This window comes from Parabacteroides sp. Y3-G-102, assembly GCF_023656845.1.
GTDB classification, from domain to species: domain Bacteria; phylum Bacteroidota; class Bacteroidia; order Bacteroidales; family Tannerellaceae; genus Parabacteroides; species Parabacteroides distasonis.
In genome coordinates, this window is the sequence record NZ_JAMOKU010000014.1 from 35,813 (window position 1) to 58,055 (window position 22,243).

At 49.7% G+C, this 22,243-nt stretch carries 16 protein-coding genes; 7 read left to right on the plus strand and 9 right to left on the minus strand.

Annotation, left to right across the window (positions count from 1 at the left end; genetic code table 11):
* Positions 1 to 31 precede the first annotated feature (31 nt).
* Positions 32 to 937: a glycyl-radical enzyme activating protein gene (locus NBH16_RS08825; RefSeq protein ID WP_250788385.1), complete on the minus strand. Its 906-nt coding sequence runs from the start codon at positions 935 to 937 to the stop codon at positions 32 to 34.
* Positions 938 to 940: 3 nt separating this feature from the next.
* Complete coding sequence (gene hypD / locus NBH16_RS08830; RefSeq protein ID WP_250788387.1) at positions 941 to 3,373, minus strand: trans-4-hydroxy-L-proline dehydratase; 2,433 nt, start codon at positions 3,371 to 3,373, stop codon at positions 941 to 943.
* Between the two features lie 345 nt (positions 3,374 to 3,718).
* On the opposite strand from hypD, the gene NBH16_RS08835 reads away from it, so the two are divergent.
* A complete protein-coding gene (locus tag NBH16_RS08835) occupies positions 3,719 to 6,166 on the plus strand; it encodes an ABC transporter permease (protein WP_250788389.1) in 2,448 nt (815 codons plus the stop codon).
* Positions 6,167 to 6,240: 74 nt separating this feature from the next.
* On the opposite strand, the gene xylE is transcribed toward NBH16_RS08835, so the two are convergent.
* The 4 genes from xylE to NBH16_RS08855 all read right to left on the minus strand — a co-directional run bounded on the left by xylE (position 6,241) and on the right by NBH16_RS08855 (position 11,486).
* Positions 6,241 to 7,788, minus strand: a complete 1,548-nt coding sequence (gene xylE / locus NBH16_RS08840) for a D-xylose transporter XylE (RefSeq protein ID WP_158532536.1) — start codon at positions 7,786 to 7,788, stop codon at positions 6,241 to 6,243.
* Between the two features lie 96 nt (positions 7,789 to 7,884).
* The gene (xylA, locus tag NBH16_RS08845; RefSeq protein WP_008779754.1) at positions 7,885 to 9,213 is read right to left on the minus strand and encodes a xylose isomerase; all 1,329 of its coding nucleotides are present in this window, start codon (positions 9,211 to 9,213) and stop codon (positions 7,885 to 7,887) included.
* Between the two features lie 35 nt (positions 9,214 to 9,248).
* On the minus strand, positions 9,249 to 10,733 hold the full coding sequence (locus tag NBH16_RS08850) for a xylulokinase (protein ID WP_008779753.1): 1,485 nt from the start codon (positions 10,731 to 10,733) through the stop codon (positions 9,249 to 9,251).
* Between the two features lie 12 nt (positions 10,734 to 10,745).
* A complete protein-coding gene (locus NBH16_RS08855; protein ID WP_005862814.1) occupies positions 10,746 to 11,486 on the minus strand; it encodes an NUDIX hydrolase in 741 nt (246 codons plus the stop codon).
* A gap of 240 nt (positions 11,487 to 11,726) precedes the next feature.
* Here NBH16_RS08855 and NBH16_RS08860 point away from each other — a divergent pair, with 240 nt between their 5' ends.
* Positions 11,727 to 13,547, plus strand: a complete 1,821-nt coding sequence (locus NBH16_RS08860; RefSeq protein WP_005857461.1) for a TrkH family potassium uptake protein — start codon at positions 11,727 to 11,729, stop codon at positions 13,545 to 13,547.
* Positions 13,548 to 13,559: 12 nt separating this feature from the next.
* Complete coding sequence (locus NBH16_RS08865; RefSeq protein WP_008772362.1) at positions 13,560 to 14,246, plus strand: potassium channel family protein; 687 nt, start codon at positions 13,560 to 13,562, stop codon at positions 14,244 to 14,246.
* Between the two features lie 69 nt (positions 14,247 to 14,315).
* On the opposite strand, the gene NBH16_RS08870 is transcribed toward NBH16_RS08865, so the two are convergent.
* On the minus strand, positions 14,316 to 15,197 hold the full coding sequence (locus NBH16_RS08870; RefSeq protein ID WP_211738070.1) for an aldose 1-epimerase family protein: 882 nt from the start codon (positions 15,195 to 15,197) through the stop codon (positions 14,316 to 14,318).
* A 3-nt stretch (positions 15,198 to 15,200) separates the two neighbouring features.
* A complete protein-coding gene (locus NBH16_RS08875; protein WP_211738072.1) occupies positions 15,201 to 15,980 on the minus strand; it encodes a hypothetical protein in 780 nt (259 codons plus the stop codon).
* Positions 15,981 to 16,216: 236 nt separating this feature from the next.
* Here NBH16_RS08875 and NBH16_RS08880 point away from each other — a divergent pair, with 236 nt between their 5' ends.
* The 4 genes from NBH16_RS08880 to NBH16_RS08895 are packed head-to-tail and all read left to right on the plus strand — an operon-like array spanning position 16,217 to position 21,019.
* Positions 16,217 to 17,149 (plus strand): DUF362 domain-containing protein, encoded by a 933-nt coding sequence (locus NBH16_RS08880; protein WP_211738074.1) that lies wholly within the window; start codon positions 16,217 to 16,219, stop codon positions 17,147 to 17,149.
* Between the two features lie 6 nt (positions 17,150 to 17,155).
* On the plus strand, positions 17,156 to 18,754 hold the full coding sequence (locus tag NBH16_RS08885; RefSeq protein WP_250788391.1) for a 4Fe-4S dicluster domain-containing protein: 1,599 nt from the start codon (positions 17,156 to 17,158) through the stop codon (positions 18,752 to 18,754).
* A gap of 36 nt (positions 18,755 to 18,790) precedes the next feature.
* Positions 18,791 to 19,921 (plus strand): tRNA guanosine(34) transglycosylase Tgt, encoded by a 1,131-nt coding sequence (gene tgt / locus NBH16_RS08890; RefSeq protein WP_005857473.1) that lies wholly within the window; start codon positions 18,791 to 18,793, stop codon positions 19,919 to 19,921.
* A 12-nt stretch (positions 19,922 to 19,933) separates the two neighbouring features.
* Entirely contained in the window at positions 19,934 to 21,019 is a 1,086-nt protein-coding gene (locus NBH16_RS08895; protein ID WP_005857475.1) for an LptF/LptG family permease, read from the plus strand.
* Between the two features lie 91 nt (positions 21,020 to 21,110).
* On the opposite strand, the gene NBH16_RS08900 is transcribed toward NBH16_RS08895, so the two are convergent.
* On the minus strand, positions 21,111 to 22,115 hold the full coding sequence (locus tag NBH16_RS08900) for a DUF4925 domain-containing protein (RefSeq protein ID WP_250788392.1): 1,005 nt from the start codon (positions 22,113 to 22,115) through the stop codon (positions 21,111 to 21,113).
* Positions 22,116 to 22,243 lie beyond the last annotated feature (128 nt).

Consider the following 22,243-nt stretch of genomic DNA (forward strand, 5'->3'; position numbering starts at 1 on the left):
ACATTGAAAGAAGAATAGTTCCCAAAGAGAACTATCCTCCGATCAACGCAGTTATCCCGCAAGAGGCGAATTGATCGATACACCTTTGCAAGACTGCCTCGGAAGGGGTGGATAGCGGAAGATGCCCGGGATTGTAGAGGGTTCCTCGCTTATCGTGCTTACCTTTTCCGATGTCGTGGTACGGGAGGAGATTGACGACTTTCCGCTCCCACGGCAAGGAGGCTAGGAAGGTGGCAGAACGGGATATATTCTCCTCGTCCGCATTGACTCCCTCGATCAACGGGATGCGAATGAGGAAGTCCATCCCGGCCTCGGCGATCATCCGAAGATTGGAGAGGATACGCTCGTTCGGGACACCCGTGAAACGACGATGGCTACCGGAATCCATATGCTTTAAATCCACCAGAAAAAGATCCGTGCGCTCCATTACGCTCCGGACGGTATCCGGCGAGGCGAACAAGGTCGTATCCACCGCACGATGGATTCCCAACGCTCCGCAACGATCCAGCAGGGCAACCAAATCCGATGGATGCGACAACGGCTCTCCCCCGCAGAAGGTAACGCCTCCCTCGGAGCGATCCATAAAGACCGTCTCTTTCTCGATCTCACGCATGACCTCGTCGATAGAATACTCACGGCCGGACATCTCCATCGCCAAGGTGGGACAAACCTCGGCGCATCTACCGCATGTCCGGCACAGAGACCGATCCGTGACGATACCCGCCTCCGTCAAGGTCAACGCCCCGGTGGGGCATACATCCACGCAGGCCCCGCAACCTATGCACTTCTTTCTCGTATACAACTTCTCCGCCCGGGGCGAGATGCCTTCCGGGTTATGGCACCATACGCAGGCAAGCGGGCATCCCTTCATGAAGATCGTGATACGGATGCCCGGCCCGTCGTTTATGGCGTATCGTTTGATATCGAATAACAGCATGGCTCAGAAAGTCTCTTGCTCCGTACGTGCGATCACGTCCGCTTGCAAATCGGCGTTCATATCGTTGAAATAGTCGCTATAGCCCGCTACACGGACCAGCAGATCCCGGTAGTCCTCCGGACACTTCTGGGCGGCGTAAAGCGTTTCCGTATCCACGATATTGAATTGGATATGATGGCCACCCAAGGCGAAGTAGCTACGGATCAAGGAGGCCAGCTTCGAGATATCCTCCTCCCGCCGGAGCAGGCTGGGCAGGAAGCGTTGGTTCAACAGCGTGCCGCCGCTCTTCACCTGATCCAGCTTGCCGAGGGACTTGACAACGGCAGACGGCCCGTGGGTATCGGCTCCGTGCGAGGGCGAGGTACCATCGGAGATCGCACGCCCGGCCAAGCGGCCGTTCGGGGTGGCTCCCATCACCTTGCCGAAGTAGACGTGGCAAGTGGTGGATAACATATTCAAATGGAAACACTCCCCTTTCGTATTCGGCTTGCCCTCGATCGCGTCATATAAATCGTCGAAGACACGGACGGCGATCTGGTCGGCGTACGGATCATCGTTGCCAAAGAAAGGCGTACGGTTCAGGATCATTTGGCGCATTGGCTCATGTCCCTCGAAATTATCCGCCATCGCATCCAACAAGGCTTCCATCGTGAAGGTCTTATCCTCGAAGACGTGTTTCCGCAAAGCGGAAAGGCTATCAGTTATCGTGCCTAATCCGGTACACTGGATATAAGTGGTGTTGTAACGAGGCCCGCAATTGTAGTAATCCTTACCCTTCGCGATACAATCGTCGATGAACAGGGAGAGGAACGTGGCGGGGGCGTACTTGGCGAACATGCGGTCGATATAGTTGCTGACCCGCACCTTCATGTCCACGAAATAATGGATCTGGCGCATGAATGCCGCGTAAAGCTCCTCATACGTCCGGAAACCACGGGGATCGCCGGTCTCCAGACCGACCTTGCGACCGCTTACCGGATCTACGCCGTTATGCAGCGTCACCTCCAATATCTTCGGCACGTTCAGATAACCGGTCAACACGTACGCCTCCTTCCCGAAAGCGCCCACCTCGATGCAACCGCTGCAACCTCCCTCGCGGGCGTCACGCAGCGACTTGCCTTGCCGCATCAACTCCTGCACGTACACATCCGGGTTGAATACCGACGGGTAGCCATGGCCTTGGCGGATCACCTTGCACCCGGCACGAAGGAAACGCTCCGGCGTACGGGCACTGACGTGGATGGCGCTGCCGGGCTGGAGGATATGCAGCTCCTCGATCGTCTCCAACATGATATAGGAGACCTCGCTTACGCCATCGCTACCGTCCGCCCGGATGCCGCCGATGTTCAGGTTCGTGAAATCGTTATAGGTTCCGCTCTCCTTCGCCGTGATACCCACTTTCGGCGGGGCGGTATGATTGTTTACCTTGATGAAGAAGCAAGACATCAACTCTTTCGCCTCGTCACGGGTCAAGGTTCCGGCGGCGATTTCTTTCTCGTAGAAAGGCGCCAGATGCTGGTCGAAATGACCGGGGTTCATGGCATCCCAACCATTCAGCTCCGTGATCGTACCGAGGTGGACAAACCAGTACATCTGGATCGCTTCCCAATAGGTACGGGGAGCGTGGGCGGGAACCCGGCGGCATACCTCGGCGATCTTCCTCAGCTCGGCGGCACGGCGGGGATCTTTCTCGGTGAGAGACATCTCGTCAGCCAAGTCCGCGTGTCGCTCGGCCAGCAGGATAGCGGCGTCGCAGGAGATAGACATGGCCGTCAGTTCCTCCTGCTTGTCCGTGGCCTCGGGGTCGTTCATGAAATCCAAGGCGCTTAGTTCCCCCTCGATACGTTTCTTCAAGTCCAGCAGGCCATATTGGTAGACCTTGCCGTCCAAAGCGGTATGCCCGGGGGCACGTTGCTCCATGAACTCGGTGAACATACCCACCTCGTACGCCTCTTTCCATTCCTTGGGGACGTGGCTGAAGATGCGTTCCCGCTGGGTACGGCCTTTCCAGTACGGGATCACCTCCCGCTCGTAGGTATCGATATCTTCTTGACTGATGGTGTAACGTTGCAGCTCCCGGGTATTCAATATATGCAAGTCCTCCACGCTATGGCAGGTAAGTTCCGGGAAGGTAGGCACGGCTTTGGGGCGGGGCCCCCGCTCGCCGACGATCAACTCGTCCTCGCCGATATAGATCGTCTTCCGCTTGCAGATCTCAAGGAAGTTCAGGGCACGCAGGATAGGGATCGGATACTTCCCGTAATTCTCCTGATAGAAACGGGTCTCGATCAAGGCCCGCTCGATGGAGAGGGAAGGTTGGGCCTCGAAGGTCTGCCGGCGCAGACGTTTGATACGGTCGTTCATCCCGAAATTGTTCGCTCCTACGGAAGAGACGGTATCATGTACGCATGAATGTGTGTGATGGGTTGTATTCATAAAATTATATGTTTTATCGTAGAGGTAGGATCTATCCGCCCTCATCAAGGTTATTTTTTATTGTTACACAGGACGGGCATCCCCGCCCCCATGAGTTTATATAGGGAGAGTATCTGCTAGAGATAAAACATCAGGCAGTTGAAAAGCATCCGATAGCCTTTGTGTAACATAGCGCTTGTTTCTTTTTGAAGTATGATGGCAAAAATAAGGAAATTATTGATAATATCACAATTCATCAACAGAAAGTAACCGTTTGTCAAAAAAATAACACAGGAACGTAAATAAAGGAATAGCTTTGCTTTGTATTTCCAGATCAAAGGGTTTAAAATTAAAAGAACTTATACCATGCAAAGTACATTCAAGAACCTGCTTTATGTCTTGAGACATTATAAATTAGCGACGGTCACTAATCTTTTAGGACTTAGCTTCGCTTTCCTGTTATTCATGCTAATAAGCATACATGTCGGTCATGAATATAGCTTCGACGCTTCCCTCTTGAACAGGGAAAGGATTTTTCAGTTAGAAAACAAGCGGGATGACGGGATATGGGAGGCTAATTTCGCACGTCCACAACTCGAGCGTTTCATCGCCGCCTCCCCTTATATAGAAGCGGCCGCTATCACAAACAACCTTGTTTACTCCTCCGTACGTTTTGGGATATCAGCCAGTGAAGGACCCGACGCACGGAGCTATATGGAGCAGGTGGAACGGATCACCCCGGGATATACCAAGGTCTTTGGCTTCGAGCTGGTGGCCGGCGATACGGATTGCCTGAAACGTCCGGAAGGGACGCTGATCCCGGAGAGCATGGCCCGGAAACTCTTCGGCGAGGAAAATCCTATCGGGAAGCCGGTTTATCTGTCGGAGTTCGCCGGGGCCGAAGGCTCGATTATATATGGGCTTAGTTTTGAGCCGGCATATATCGTGGGAGGCGTCTTTCGCGATTTCCCGGAAAACACCCGGGTGAAGAATGCCCTGTATATCCCGATCATGGAGAAAGAGATGATGGAAAACTGGCATACCGGCCTTTACTATTGTTATCTGCTGATGTCGACGCCGGAATCCGCCTCTGTCACTACCGAGACCTATATGGCCGATAGCCGGGCTTTCCTGAAAAGTTTCACGATCGAGGATATGCGCCTCCGGCCCTTGTCAGATCTCTATTTCGGCCAGCCGGTCCGAGCGGACGCCGCTCCCATCGGTAATAAGCTACGGACGAATATGTTATTCTTTATCGCCATCCTGATCATAGGTATCGCCTTGGTCAATTATATCAACCTGTCGATAGCCTTGGCGCCGATACGCACCAAGTCGATCACCATCCAGAAAGTGCTGGGAAGCTCGGACGCCACGCTACGGAAGTATCTGGTCTTGGAGTCCTTGGGAATCTCGGTTGTCGCCTTCTTCCTCGCCTTGCTTTTCCTGTTATTTTTGAATAACGTGCAATGGGTCACGAATATGGTGGGGCATCCGTTGGATCTGTATGCCAACTGGAAGATTCCGGCATACACATTCTTCCTTGTCGCAGGCGGCGGTATACTGGCCGGTTTGTATCCCGCTTTCTATATCACCTCGTTTCCTCCTGTCATAGCGCTGAATAAGTCTTTTACCCTTAGCGACCGGGCCAAGAACACTCGCAAGTTACTTATAGGGTTCCAGTTCGTTATCTCGATCACGCTGATTGTCGCAGCGTTGTTCGTCTCCTTGCAAAACAGATATATAGGGAACGTGGACTTGGGATTTAACAAAGAAAACGTACTGGAGGTAAGACTAAGCATGGGGGCGGCCTTGAAAAAGGGCGAATTGTTCAAGGCACGTCTCTTGGAAAGCCCCGTTATCCGTGATGTTTCCTTTAGTGAGTTCAAATTTGTCTCGGACGAATCACGTTCTTTCATCGGGTATAATTACAAAGGCCAACATTATTATATGAGCTGGCTGGGAGTATCTGCCAATTTCCCGGAGCTAATGGATGTAAAGATGATCGCCGGAAGGAAGTTCCGGCCGACGGATGAGGCGGCGGATAACACGCAGGTCGTTTGCCTCCTTAGCGAGACGGCAGCGAGGGAGATCGCCTCGGGTCTTTCCCCCGAGAAACTGGACGACCTATCGGACTTGGTAGGGACAAGCATCACGGATAATGATATACCGGTACGGATTGTCGGTATCTTTGAGGATGTCCATTATGAATCCCTGTATAAAGAGTTACGCCCGATGGGACTTTGGACCTCGGCTAAGAATCATTACCGCCGTTCGGTGCCGGAAAGATACGCTTATGTCAAGATCGCCGGCGGAAATCCCCGGACGGCTATCGAGCATATCCGGAAGGTAACGGATGAATTGATCCCGGGTTATCCGGCCGATATCCATTTCTTTGATACGGCGCTGGAGGAGCTTTACAGTAAAAGTGGGCGGCAGGGAGCGCTGATTACCGCCCTTTGCCTGATGGCCGTCTTTTTATCTCTCGTGGGAGTATTCGGACTGGTTATCTTTGAGCTACAGGGACGGGAAAAGGAGATAGCCGTGCGGAAAGTACATGGGTCCACGGTCCGGCAGATCCTTTGGATGCTGAACTCGTCTTTCCTCCGGATCACGCTCGTCTGTTTTATTATCTCGATCCCGCTTGCTTATTACGGGGTGAATGTTTGGCTACGAAGCTTCGCTTATAAAACGCCGATCTACATATGGGTATTTTTAGTGGCTTTGGTAATCATAATGACACTGACCGTATCTACGGTTACTTTCCAGAGCTATCGGGCGGCGATGGCGAATCCGGCGTCTAAATTGGGGCATTAAGGTTCATTACGAAAAAAGGACGGGTAGATTGATCCGTCCTTTTTTACTCATATATTATCTTGTCTCAGGTTTGGTTACCGTTCCCAATAACCTTCCATCTCCTCCAGCGTCTTTCCTTTCGTCTCGGGGACAAATTTCCAGATGAACAACGCCGCCAATATACCCATCACGCCATAGATCCAATAGGCCATACCGTGATTGAACGTATCGGTCAAGTATTGATTCTTATCCAGCATTGGGAATGTCCATGATACCAAGAAGTTGGCAATCCACTGCGCCGCTACGGCGATACTCATCACCGTGGAGCGGATCGAGTTCGGGAAGATCTCGGCCAGCAGCACCCAGCAGACCGGGCCCCACGACATAGCGAATCCCGCCGTATAAACCAGCATGCAGACCAATGATCCCATACCCACCGAACGCGTATAGAAAGTAGTTCCCAAGATCAACATAGATACCGCCATGACGAGCGCCCCGATAATCATCAACGGACGGCGTCCGAACTTATCCACCGTGAAAATAGCCAATACGGTAAACGACAGGTTCACCGCCCCTACCACGATCTGTTGCAAAAGGGCGGCGTCCGTGGCCGCTCCCATCGTCTTGAAGATCTCCGGGGCATAGTAAAGCACCACGTTGATCCCCACGAATTGCTGGAAACCGGAGAGCAACACGCCCACCAAGATGATCAGCACGCCAAACGACCGGATCGGGAACAGCAAGGCGATACAGAAACTAGCCAACAAGGCGATCTCCAACGCATTCGTATTACCTGCCCACGACAACAACCCGTAGCCGGCCAAGAACAGCGCCAGCCAAGTCCCCATAAACCGGAAGTAAGGCTTCATCGACGGAGCTTTCTCCTTGAAACTATTCCGTATATCCTCCAGCTCACGGCCAGCGTCCGCCTGATCCATCAAATGGCTCAAGACGCCCAACGCCTTCTCCGTACGCCCACGCATCACGAGATAACGAGGCGTCTCCGGCACGAACATCAAGAACGAGAGGAACAATACCGCCGGAATAATCTCGGAAGCGAACATCCAACGCCAGCCGATCGTATTCAGCCAAGCGGCATCTCCTTGAAGGGCGATCGTATAATTCACGAAATATACCACCAGCATACCAAAGATAATGGCAAACTGGTTCCATGCCACCAGATTCCCCCGGCGATCGGCCGGAGCCACCTCGGCGATATACATCGGCGATACCATGGAGGCCAGCCCCACACCGATACCTCCCAGAATACGATAAGCCACGAACGCATACATAAACGTATGATCGCCACTTCCGGGCATGCCGATAAACAGCTCCGGCCAAGCCGAGCCGATAGCGGAAAGCAAGAAAAGGATAGCGGCCAGTATCAACGTAGGCTTCCTGCCGTAACGCTGGCTGATCCACCCGGCGAACGAGGCGCCGAGGATACATCCGATCAACGCACTACTTACCACGAAGCCCTCCAAAGCGTTCGCCTGATCCAACGGAAATCCTTGCGGCTCGATGAAAAACTTACGCAAAGATTCCACCGTACCGGAGATCACCGCCGTGTCATACCCGAACAGTAAACCTCCCAAGGTAGCAACCAAGGTTAGAGCGAAAATATAAGTGTTGTTATTTTTCATGGAATAGATTTATAAGTGAAAAACCGAGAATTGAGAGCTGAAAACTAGGGCTTACGCACGATAATTTTCAATTTTCAATTCTCAATTTTCAATTATTTAGATGTGCAGATTTACAATCATCTCGTATAACTCCTGCTTACCGCTGATCTGTTTCGGCTCGCCGTCACGCAAAGCGATCGTACGAAGATCTTCCAGCGTAAGCTTGCCATCCTCGAATGCCTTGCCCTCACCGGCATCGAAACTAGCGTAGCGCTCGGCACGCATCTTGCGGTAATCTGAGTGCTCAAGGATATCGGCGGCGATCATCAAGGCACGGGCGAAAGCGTCCATACCACCGATATGAGCGATGAAGATATCCTCCAAGTCCGTAGAATTACGGCGGGTCTTGGCGTCGAAGTTCGTACCTCCGGTAGTCAAGCCACCTCCCTCAAGGATGACCAGCCAAGCCTGTGCCAGCTCATAGATATCCATCGGGAATTGATCCGTATCCCAACCATTCTGGTAATCGCCACGGTTCGCGTCAATACTGCACAACATGCCGGCATCGGCGGCGGCTTGCAACTCATGCTCGAATGTATGTCCGGCCAAGGTAGCGTGGTTTACCTCGATATTCAAGGCGAAATCCTTGTCCAATCCATAATGGCGAAGGAAACCGATCACGGTCTCCGAATCCACGTCATATTGATGTTTCGTCGGTTCCATCGGTTTCGGCTCGATCAGGAACGTACCCTTGAAACCGTTCTTACGGCCATAATCACGGGCCATCGTCAACATCATGGCTAAATGATCCTTCTCTCGTTTCATGTTCGTGTTCAATAGGCTCATATAACCCTCACGGCCGCCCCAGAACACGTAGTTCTCGCCCCCTAAAGCGATACAAGCGTCGATAGCGTTCTTGATCTGCGTGCCGGCGCATGCCACGGTCGGGAAATAAGGGTTCGTAGCGGCGCCGTTCATATAACGCTTATTGCTGAAGACGTTTGCGGTAGACCATAGAAGCTTCTTTCCGGTAGCGGCTTGATGCTCCTTGGCATGTTCCACCATCGTCTGCAAACGTTTCTCGAACTCGCTTAGCGTAGGAGCCTCGTCCACCACGTCCACGTCGTGGAAGCAATAGTAAGGAATATTACATTTGGTCATAAACTCGAAAGCGGCGTCCATCTTGTACTTCGCACGGGTGATAGCGTCCGCACTGTCATTCCAAGGGAATGATTTTGTTCCACCACCAAACTGATCACCTCCCTCAGCACATAAGGTATGCCAATAAGCCATAGCGAAGCGCAAATGATCCTTTAGTGTTTTACCCATAACTACCTTATCCGCGTCATAATAATGAAATGCCAACGGATTTTTTGACTCACGTCCCTCAAACTGAATCTGTCCGATTCCCGGGAAAAATTCTTTCTCTCCTTTAAAGTAACTCATAATAATATATATTAAAAATGTAAATAATTCAGCCGTTAAATAGATTGTTCCAATCGTTCCTTCCAAATCTCGAACGCCCCGCAATAAGCATTCGCCTTGAAACCGTCCGGCTCGATCACGTTGATCTTCTTCAAGGAAGCGAACGCTTCTTCCGCGTTCTTGTAGATACCGGCGCCAATACCGGCACCCTTGGCCGCGCCTACCGCGCCATTCGTATCATACAATTCGATCACCGTACCCGTCACGCCCGCCAAGGCATCCCGGAAGATCGGGCTTAAGAACAAGTTCGCGTTCCCCGCACGGATTACCTGAATATCGATCCCCATCTCATTCATGATATCCATACCGTATTTAAAGGCGAACACGATACCTTCTTGCGCCGCCCTAGCCATATGGGCCTTGGTATGTATGTTGAAGTTCAATCCATGAACCGAGCAATCGATCTGCTTATTCTGCAACATACGCTCCGCCCCGTTTCCGAACGGCAAGATCGAAAGACCATCGCAGCCGATGGGAACCGTAGCCGCCAAATCATTCAACTCATTATAGTTGATGCCTTCCGGCGCTATATTCCGTTTGATCCAAGAATTAAGGATACCGACCCCGTTGATGCACAACAAGACACCCAAGCGGGTCTGCTCCGTCGTATGGTTCACGTGGGCGAACGTATTCACACGGGAAAGCGTATCGTAATTCACCTTGCCGTTCACACCATACACCACTCCGGAAGTCCCGCCGGTAGCCGCTATCTCGCCCGGATTCAATACATTCAATGATAATGCGTTATTCGGTTGGTCGCCCGCACGATAGGTAACCGGCGTACCTTTCTTCAGTCCCAACTCGGCCGCGACCGAGGCGGTAACCTCGCCCTGCAAACCGAACGTCGGACGGATATCGGCAATCAGATCCTTACTGAATCCATAATAATTCATCAAATCCTCCGATAAGGCATTATTCTTGAAGTCCCAGAAAATCCCCTCCGACAAACCGGAAACCGTAGTCACGATATCCCCCGTCAGGCGCATAGCGATGAAATCTCCCGGCAACATGATCTTATGGATACGGTCGTAGATATCCGGCTCGTACTCCTTGATCCAAGCCAGCTTAGAAGCGGTAAAATTACCCGGCGAGTTCAATAGGTGGGAAAGGCATCGCTTCTCGCCTATATTCTTAAACGCACGCTCGCCATAAGGAACAGCACGGCTATCGCACCAGATAATAGATGGACGAAGCACCTCCATCTTCTTGTCCACCACCACCAAGCCATGCATCTGGTACGAGATACCGATCGCCTTGATATCCTCGCCTTTCACCTTCGCCTTGCTCATGGCACCTTTCATAGCGATCTTCACGTACGACCACCAATCCTCCGGATTTTGCTCCGCCCACCCCGGACGCAACGCCTTGATCGGGGCCTCTTCTTTGGGATAAAAATCCGCACCTATTGTTAACCCGGTCTCCTCATCGACGATAGAGACCTTGATGGAAGAACTTCCAATATCACATCCTAACAAACACATAATCGTATGGTTTTATATCTTATTAAACTTCGAACGTTGTTGATTATATTTCACCTTATCAAACCGATAATACCGGGCGGCACGATGGGCGACCCCATCTTGCATATCCTCCGTGGGTACCACGTAATCCAAGGAATTCATCTTCTTATGAAAATTACGCACGTCCATCTCACGGTTATAGATCACCTCGTACGTGCGCCTGAGCTGGAACGCCGTGAACTTCATCGGCATATAGTCGAAAATGATGGCGGGTTCCTTCTCTACCCAATTACGGATCTCCTGTATGGCAGCCTCGATAATCTCTTTATGATCGAATGGCAAGCGAGGAAGATCGTCGATAGGGCACCAACGGATCGAGTCGGATTTATCGGCCGGACACGTCTTCCTGCTATTCTTGCACAAGGCGAGATAAGCGACCGTGATCAACCGTCCGATCTTCACCTTGGAAGTCGCCTCCAGCCACATCACGTCCAACCGGTTCGAGGTACGGGCGGGAGAACCGAAACAACGGAATTGTTTCAATTGGACACGCTTCAAGCCGGTCGAATCATTCAGTATCCGATAGGCGGCGTCATCTAAATCCTCGTTCTCATAGATCAGGCTGCCGGGTAATTTATAGCCGATCAACTCGCCTTCCTCACTTTTCCGCTCCGCCAACAGCACGGTGAGCTTGTCATCATTGATGCCGAGAAGAACGCAGTCTACGGAAACATAGGGGGAAAGCATCTCTCTATTCTCGTTTTGTGTATCCATGATATCAGTAATTAGATTTGCGCAAATATAAGTATTTTTCTAAACAAAGCAATTACAAAAGGTCTTTTTTGCACCTCCTAATTGATTATTTTTCTGATATTTCAGTATCGTACATCATACAATATGCTATACAACACATAATGTAAGTAAAACAATTAGTATGAGAACAAATAATGAAGGCGCTTTCACGTACCTCTAACTTTTATTTCCTACATTTGTTATATTTATAAAACATCGGACATGAATCTAAAAAACATATACTTCTCTTGGCTGATTTATTGGGGTAAAATGAAGGGATTATTGAACGGGATAGCGGAAGCGATTATCCTACTCGCCTCCTTAGCCTCTTTCTTCGTATTGATCTACCAATTCGGCTTTGTACAGACACCCGATTCCGTCCATATCCTAGAGCGCTCCCGCCCATTCATCCTGCTAGCTTTTTTCACGGGCATAACACTCCGGTACGTGGTGAGGTTCCAAGAAATCATACAGGAGAAAATGTTGTATCTCGATATCAGCATCTATTTCCTTTTATTCGCCGTATTATCCAGCAAGATATTTTTCAAGGATGCCATAGCGCACTCTTTGCCTTATTTGTCTTTCCTTACGAAACCTCTCTTCGTATATGTCTTATTATTGCTGCTTAGCACGATTCACTTATCCCGGCAGACGTTCACGCTGATGCAGACACGGATCAAGCCCTCGTTGCTTTTCTTGCTCAGTTTCGTGTTCGTGATATTGGTCGGGGCCGGGTTGCTATCGTTGCCGAACGCCACTACGCACCGGATTCCGTTTATCGACGCTTTGTTTATCTCCACGACCTCGGTATGCGTAACCGGACTAACCACCGTCGACGTAGCCACTAGTTTCACGCATATCGGGCATATTATCATCATGATTTTAATACAGATCGGCGGTATCGGGGTCATGACATTTACCTCTTTCTTCGCCCTCTCCTTCATGGGGAAATCCTCTTTTACGAGCAAGATGATGCTGAAAGATATGTTGAACGAGGATCGGACGGGAGGGTTGTTCCGGGTCATCTTAAACATTCTTTTCGTGACCTTGTTTATCGAGGGGATCGGCGCCTATTTTATTTATATGGACGTACGGGGAAGCCTGCCGGGAGGTACGCAGCAGGAATTATTCTACGCAATGTTTCATGCCGTGTCCGCTTTTTGTAACGCAGGGATCTCTACCTTGAGCGGCAATATGTACGATCCGTTAGTGGCGGATAAGTACAACCTCCATTTCTGGATAGCCATGCTGATTATATTCGGAGGCTTGGGCTTCCCGATCGTCTTCAATTACCTGAAACTCTTGCATCACTTGCTGATGAATGGTATCAAGATATTGATCGGTAAGCAAAAGCATTATATCCATACGCCCCGTATTATTAATGTACATACGTACATTGTTGTTATATCTACCTTGATCCTGTTAATTACCGGAACGGCTTTCTACCTCTTTTTCGAGTATGACAATACCTTGGGCGACCTTCCCCTGCGGGGGAAACTGGCAAATGCGTTCTTAGGCGCCGTCACGCCTAGAACGGCAGGATTCAACGTAGCGGATATGGCTACATTGGCCCCTCCGACCTTAATGCTGACGTTGATCCTTATGGTAATCGGAGCCGCCCCTATGTCCACCGGCGGCGGCTTGAAAGTGACCACCGTTTTCGTAGCTCTGGTTACGACCTTGAACGCCGCACGTGAGAAAGATAAAGTGGAAGTGAGAAAACGGGAGATCGCCCCATTCGCTATCCGCCGGGCATTCGCTATCATCATGATGTACTTCATGTGGGTGGCGATCGCTACGTGGGTATTATCCTATACGGAAAAAGGGGCGCCGCTGTTCTCCCTATTGTTCGAGGTTGTTTCCGCCTTGAGTACCGTAGGCTTGAGTATCGATTATACCCCTCACCTCACCCCTATCGGGAAAATCATCATTATCAGCACGATGCTGGTCGGACGTATCGGGGTATTGGCCTTCCTCGTAAGTTTCTGCAAGGAATACACGAAAAAGGACTATACATATCCACAAGAAAATATATTAATGTAAAAATAAGATAGCATGAAATATTTAGTAATCGGATTAGGGAATTTAGGACGTGCGATAGCGAAGGACTTGACACGTGTCGGCAATGAGGTGATCGGCGTAGACATGGATCTGCATCGTGTCGATATGCTAAAGAACGACATAGCGGGGGCGATCGCCTTGGACTCCACGGACAAAGAGGCATTGAGCACCCTGCCATTGAGCGAGATGGATGCCATTATCGTAACATTCGGTAAGGATTTCGGGACTTCCGTTCAGACCGTCGCTTTATTGAAGAGTCTGGATGCGGGCAAACTGATCGTGCGGGCGATCTCATCGATCCATGAGACTGTGATCCGTGCGATCGGGGTAAGCGAGATTATCACACCGGAAGAGGATTTCTCTACGATGTATACCTCCCAAGCGTCTTTAGGCGGCCTGTTCCGGCATTGGTATAAAGTAACCGATACGGAACATCTCTATAAGATCAAGACACCGGCCACTCTTGTCGGGCAAACCATCAAGAACATCGATTTCGAGGAGAATTTCGGTATCCATCTGATAGCGATCGAACGCCCTTACGAGAAAAAGAACCTGATCGGGCTCACACAGACAGAATACAAGGTTATCAGCCGCATCACCGAGGAATTGGTGATCGAGGCGGATGATCTACTGATCTTATTCGGGAAGATGGAGCTATTAAATAAAATAGCCAACATCTAAAACAAAACATAGGCAGACGATCACGATATAATCAGCGTCGTCTGCCTACGGCAAATATCAACGAAGCGATCAAGCCCCCGCTATCTCTATCGTATAGGAGGCATCGAAGACCTCTCCCGGTTCCAAATGCCATACCCAATCCCGGTCTTTATACTCACCCGTATAATCCACCCGGTCGCAACGCCCATACCAAGGTTCGATACAGACAAACGGAGCGTTTCTCGTAGGCGGAGACCATAAGCCTACCACCGGAGCCGTAAAGGTGAGCGAAAGGTACGGACGTTTCTCCACATCCAATAAGTCCACCCGCTTAATCTGGCTGTCCTCCAAGATAAACGTATCGATATCGAACGTATGGATATTCAACGGTAGCAAGCCGTCCACATCCAAAGGTACCGGACGAACCACGTCCCCTACGTACCCTTTTTCCACCAGCGCACGGTATACGAGATCTTTTTTCACATCGAAAGCAAAATACCCCCGATCCGGTTGATCCACCTCATAATTCGGGTACAGGAAAGCCGGATGAGCGCCAATCTGGAAATGCATCGTCTTATCTCCCGTATTCTTCACACGCCAAAGCACCTCCACCTTATTGCCCTCCAAACGATACCCGATCTCCAAAAGGAAAGGGAACGGATAGGCTCTCAGCGTGTCCGGGGTACTTTCCAGCGCGAAACGCAACTCGTTCTCCGCCTCATCGATCAACGTAAAATCCATATCCCGTGCAAAGCCGTGCTGCGACAGCGGATACACGGTTCCCTCGTTCCGATACTCGGCCTTCCATACGCTCCCGACGATCGGGAACAATACCGGGGAATGACGTTTCCAGAAAGCGGGGTCCGCTTGCCAGAGATACTCCTTTCCCGTAGCGTTCGCTACGATACTACTCAACTCCGCTCCATGTTCGGAGACACGGATCGTTAGTTCTTGATTTGATACTGTCTTCATTCCTTATGATAAGTTTAGTAATTGTTCGGCGGGAAGTCCCTTGCTTTTCAAGAAACCGTTCAAAGTCCCGAATAATAAGGGACGCCGCCGGAAATCTTCCAGATAAACCCGTTTCAGGCAGTCTACCGGCAGCGATACCGGAATGTATGGGATCAAGTTTCCATGCTCATAACGATAGAGCACCTCATCCGTAGCTTGCAGCGAGGCCAACCGCCATTCCTTATCCCCCACCGAGGAAGGCTGCTTCACCTCCAGACAGGCGTTACACAGCATCGAGAAAAAGCGGGAATCAGGCGTAAAGCCCGTGTGCTCCTCATCAAAAAAGAAGGTATCGTATTCCTTTTCCAATTGTGCCGTAAAATGGTTCAAGATAGGCTCCTTCTCATACTTGCAGGACAACAGGGAATAATTCTCGAACAGGCAAAGCTCGCCCAACGACTGATAGTCCAGCTCAAGGACCAGAGAAGGCTCGGCAGACTGGGCCGGCTCACCGGGTTCCTCATACAAAGGGATCACGTACATGCCTATCTCCGGCCCCACCAGCATCCGGCTGTCCTGTCTGAAAAAGGGCATCGCTTTCTTGCTCTTTTCCACAGGTATCCCTTTGCGTTCCTCATACAAGCCGATAGACTCCCTAAGCAAGGAAAGCCCATACTCGATCTCCTCTTGCGGCACGATATGCATCAACCCCTTCGCCGGAAGCGTGAAAAAGGAATCAGGCCCCGAGGTAGTCCGAAAGCTTTCGACAAAAGTGTTCAATGATACTCTACAATATAAAACCATACAATCTGTTTTTTGCCTCGCAAGGTAGAAAAATATTATCAGAACCGATATGCCTTCCGACAAGAATTTATCTTATTACGCAAGATCACTGCAACCCGGGTTGCAGTAAAAAGCAGTTCTACTTTGTAAAAGGAGTTGACTCGCATATCAAAATAATCATTATCTTTGTTCGGAATAACAAGCGAGTAAAAAAGACCGTACCGTAAATCAAGTATAAACCAATATAGTATACAATTATGAAACGTCGTGATTTTTTAAAGACCAGTGTCATCGCTAGCGCGGCTCTATCCTTAAATTTTGAAGGTCTGCAAGCGGCCCTTTCCACGAACACCGTAGCCGTAGAGAAGGCTCCCGATATGGTAGCCGTTATGGGTGGAGAGCCGGAGGTGATGCTAGATAAAGCCTTGGAAGCCCTTGGCGGTATCGGAAACTTCGTAAAGAAAGGACAAAAGATCGTGATCAAGCCGAATATCGGTTGGGACCGCTCTCCTGAATTGGCCGGTAATACGAACCCCCAATTAGTGAAAGCCTTGGTCAAGAAATGCTTGGAGGCCGGCGCCTCTAAAGTGACCGTATTCGACCACACCTGCGATAACTGGCAGAAATGCTACGAGACGAGCGGGATCGCCGAGGCCGTAAAAGAGGCCGGAGGTATCATCATGCCTGCCAACGATGAGAAATATTTCAAGGAAGTATCCATCCCGGGTGGCGTGAACCTGAAAAGCGCTAAGATCCATGAGGCCCTGATCGAGGCTGACGCATGGATCAACGTCCCCGTATTGAAGAACCATGGTGGGGCGAAGATGACTTGCGCCATGAAGAACTATATGGGAATCGTATGGGATCGCCGTTTCTTCCATCAAAATGATTTGCAACAATGCATCGCCGATATTTGCACTTGGCAAAAGAAACCGGTATTGAACATCGTGGACGCTTATCGTATCATGCACCAAAACGGCCCGCAAGGAAAGAGCGCAGCCGATGTGGCTACCTTGAAATCCTTGATCGCCTCCACCAATATCGTCGCTATCGACACCGCTGCCCTTCGCCTGTTCAACCAAGTGAAGAAGCTGGATATGGCCGCCGTAGGTCATATCGGTAAAGGCGAGGCTTTAAAGCTGGGTACGACGAATCTGGATAATGTCACGATCAAACGTATTAAGATATAATCGAGGATGAAGAAGCCTAATTACCTAAAAGGATTGCGGGTCGTACTCGCAATCCTCATTTTCGCACCCATACTTTTATTCTTCGTTGATTTCGCCGATGTATTGCCGGACAACCTGCACACGTTGTTGCATCTCCAGATCATGCCCGCTATTTTAGGGGGAATGGCGGGGTTGGTGGTCTTCCAATTCGTATTGGCTTTATTGTTCGGCCGGATCTATTGCTCGGTCATTTGCCCGGCGGGCGTATTGCAAGATATTATCAACCGGGTTTTCTGTATCGGAAAGAAGAAAAAGAAAGGAGTACGCAGGTTCAGCTATCATAAGCCTATGAATATCTTACGGTACTCTATTCTCGGGCTTACATTCGTATTGGCTGTTTTCGGGATGATCGAATTATGTACGTTGCTAGATCCGTACAGTAACTTCGGCCGTATAGCGAACAACCTGTTCCGTCCGGTCGTCATGTGGGTCAATAACCTGCTGGCCGACGGATTGGCACAGATGGATAACTATACGCTTTATCACGTCACGATCAGCAACGTGACGGTATTCGGCGTGATATCTGCTTTGGTTGCGCTACTCGTATTCATCATCATGGTCGTATTCCGGGGAAGGTTGTTCTGCAATACGCTTTGCCCGGTAGGAACGCTGTTGAGCCTGATCTCCCGGTATTCGTTTTTCCGGATCTCCTTTGACAAAGAAGCCTGTACGCATTGTGGTAATTGCGAGCATACTTGTAAGGCGGAGGCGATCGACAGCAAGAACCTCACCGTAGATACCTCCCGTTGCGTAGATTGCTTCAACTGCGTGTCCTCGTGCGCTAAAGGAGGATTGCAATACCGTTTCAAGCCTTCCTTCAAGAAAGAAGCCGAAACAGCTCGCACACAAACGGACGTGATCCAACAGGCTACCGCTCCGAACAGCCGCCGTACATTTCTCTCGGCAGGGGCTACCGTCGCAGTCTCCCTCCCGATCGTATCCACCATTGCCCAAGGAATGGAAAAAGGGCATGGCAAAGGGCGGCACGGGCAAGGTAAGCACGGCAAGAAATGGCCCCCTATCGTACCGCCGGGAGCGATCAGCTTAGAGCGTTTCAAGGATGTATGTACCGGATGCCAGATTTGCGTGACTCAATGCCCGAGTCATGTACTACGTCCCACGGGACTGGAGTACGGCTTTGATTATATGCTGAAACCCCGTGTCGCTTACATCGACAGTTATTGCAACTACGAATGCACGGTCTGCTCGGAGGTCTGCCCCACGCACGCTATAAAGCCGCTTACCAAGGAAGAGAAAGCTACTACGCAAGTGGGCATCGCCACCTTCTTCATCAACCGTTGTATCGTAAAGACGGAGGGGACGGACTGCGGGGCTTGCTCGGAGCACTGCCCTACCCAAGCCGTGCATATGGTTCCTTACGAGGGCACGCTGACCATCCCGCAAGTAAACCCGGATCTTTGCATCGGTTGCGGCGGCTGCGAATCGATCTGTCCCGTACGCCCGATGAGAGCGATCATCATCAAGGCGAACGAAGTACACAAGTTCGTGGAGAAGCCTAAAGAGGAAGAGGTGAAAAAGGTAGAAATAGATGACTTCGGATTCTAAGAGAAAAATGCTACCTTTGTCACAAATTTTTGATACATGACATTTGAATTACAGTATAACGATACGAAATCGAACGCTAGGGCGGGCTTGATTACCACCGATCACGGGGTAATCGAGACGCCTATTTTTATGCCCGTGGGTACGCAAGGTACGGTAAAGGGTGTACATATGACCGAGCTAAAGGAAGATACCAAGGCACAAATCATTTTGGGGAATACGTACCATCTGTATCTTCGTCCCGGTATCCAGATCTTGGAGCAGGCCGGAGGCTTGCATAAGTTTAATACATGGGATCGCCCGATATTGACCGATAGCGGGGGGTTTCAGGTATTCTCTCTTTCCGACAATCGTAAGCTGCATGAAGAGGGAGCCGAGTTCCGCTCGCATCTCGACGGCTCCAAGCATATGTTCACGCCGGAGAAGGTGATGGATATCGAACGCTCTATCGGTGCGGATATCATCATGGCCTTCGATGAGTGTTGCCCGGGAGATGCCGACTACAATTACGCCAAGCAATCACTGGGCCTGACCGAGCGTTGGCTGGATCGTTGTTTCGCCCGCTTCAACAGCACGGAGCCGAAATACGGCTACCGGCAAAGTCTCTTCCCGATCGTACAGGGATGCGTCTATACGGACTTGCGGCAGAGGGCGGCGGAGAACGTGGCCCGAAAAGGCGCCGATGGAAACGCTATCGGGGGACTGGCCGTTGGCGAGCCTACCGATAAGATGTATGAGATGATCGAGGTCGTAAACGATATCTTACCGAAAGATAAACCTCGTTACTTGATGGGCGTAGGTACCCCGATCAATTTACTGGAAGGGATCGAACGAGGCATCGATATGTTCGACTGTATCATGCCAACCCGCAACGGGCGCAACGGCCAACTTTTCACGCGTTTCGGTACTATCAATATGCGTAACAAGAAATGGGAGAACGATTTCTCGCCGGTCGATCCGGATGGACATTCCTACGTGGATACCTTATATAGCAAGGCTTATCTGCACCACTTGATCAAGGCGAAAGAAATGCTTGGCTTACAGATCGCTTCTATCCATAACCTCGCCTTCTACCTATGGTTGGTGAAAGAAGCGAGGGCACATATCATCGCTGGCGATTTTACTACATGGAAAAGTGGTATGGTCCGTCAATTAGCGAACCGGTTATAAAAAACGAGACAGATGAAATTTAAACTAAAACGGATCGATTGGTATATCATCAAGCAGTTTCTGGGCACGTACGTGTTCGCTATCGCCTTGATTATCTCTATCTCCGTCGTTTTCGATATAAACGAGAAGATCGATAAGTTCTTGAATCCGGATGTCCCCTTAAAAGCGATCATCGTGGATTATTACTTGAACTTTATCCCCTATTTCGCCAATTTGTTCAGTCCGTTGTTCACATTTATCGCCGTGATCTTTTTCACGTCGAAGCTAGCGGATCGTTCGGAGATCATAGCGATGCTTGCCAGCGGTATGAGTTTCCGTAGGTTAATGCTTCCTTATGCGGTCTCGGCTACGATTATCGCTATCGTGACGTTTATCCTGAACGCTTACATCATTCCCCCGGCGAATGAGACTCGTATCGATTTCCAGAACAAATATATCCGTAACAAGAAGGTGGATTACGTGAAGAACGCCCAATTGGAGATCGAGCCGGGTGTTATCGCTTATTTCGATAGCTATGACGCTCGCTCGAACATGGGATACCGTTTCTCTCTGGAGCATTTCGAGGATAAAAAATTGATCTCCCGTCTGACCGCCAAGTCGATCAAATACGACTCGCTTTATCAATGGACCGTTATCGATTATATGATCCGTGATTTCGATGGCATGCGGGAACATATTTCCCAAGGCTCCCGTAAGGATACGACTTTGACCATCGTGCCCTCGGACTTCCTGATTTCCGTGAATGATTGCGAGACGATGACAACGCCTGAACTGAATACGTATATCAACCGGCAGAAAAAAAGAGGTATCGGGAATATACAGACCTTCCAGATCGAGTATCATAAGCGCTTCGCCACGATCATGGCGGCGTTTATCTTGACTTCTATCGGAGCGTCGTTGTCTTCCCGGAAAATAAAGGGAGGTATGGGTATGAATATTGGTATCGGATTGGCGTTGAGTTTTTCTTACATCCTGTTTATGACGGTTACTTCCACCTTCGCTATTAATGGTTATGTGAGTCCTGCCGTAGCGGCCTGGATACCGAATATAGTTTATACATTTATAGCGATATTCTTATATCAGAAAGCACCAAGGTAATTGATTAACTCCTATATTGGTATAACTCTGCCAAATTTCATCCAGTTGTAGAGACGGGGTGTACTCCGTCTCTACAACCTAGGATTTTCAATTATTTCGTGAAATTAAGCCCAAACTCTAACGTTTTTGCGTTCAGAAGTAGTTGCAATACCATATCTACCATTTGCTGATAATTCTCCGGAACCATCGGTTTCAAGATAGGAGCTATCATGGTCAAAACCGGTACGATTAAATCCTTATCCGCATAAAAAGTAGCCTCACTTCCATCCACCTTCATGTTAAGAGGTAGACCATAATAACCTCCTAAATCAACCAAAAGCTTCATGATCTCGTCAATAGAGATACCAGCGGCCTCCAATTTGTCACCAGCAGCCTGTTGTAATAAAGTAGTCAAGACTGTCACATAATTTTTATCCACAGCCACCATAAATTTCCCGTCTACCACACAATATTGGATACTTGCCATTTTTGTGATCTCACCGATTCCTTTATCCTCAGAAGCCCCTATAGGTCTCCAAGAAACATCGAAGATTCCATCTTCCGGTAAGTTAACATTTACAGCGCTTACTTTGCCCCAAATCAAATTACTGATAGCTGGCTTTATCATACGCACGAGATCATCGATCGTAGAATTTCCGGTAACGATATTCGCATAGATAGCTTCCACGCCCGCTTTCAAGCTCCAATTACCTACGATAGAAGAAGTTAATTTACGAGTATAAACAACAGAAGCTACGCCCCCTTTCACCGTACCATTTACCGATACCACGCAATCGCCAACCGTACTCTCGCCGGTAAACGTATAAGTGCCGTCCGCTTCCTTCAATGCGGCATCGATAGCGACCGACTTATTTTCGGGGATGATATTGTTCAAGGTTACGGATGCCTTCTCCGCAGAGGAAGCGGCAATCACGACCGATTTACCGTCAACAGGGATTGTCACTTCACCCATTACCAGATAAACGCTCTTACCCTCGTACGTTTTCGACAGATCTTGCCAGTTACCGGAAGAACTTGAATCGTCATCATCACCACATGCCGTAAAAAAACCCATCGTGCAAATCACGGCAAATACATACAACAAACTCTTTCTCATGACTCTTGTTTTAAATTTAACATAAATAGCTATTAATATTATCACAAATATATCCATTCCAACTTCCACTAACAACAATAATTTAATATCAGATGTTCGATTCCTGTGTTTAGATCAAAAATTCACTA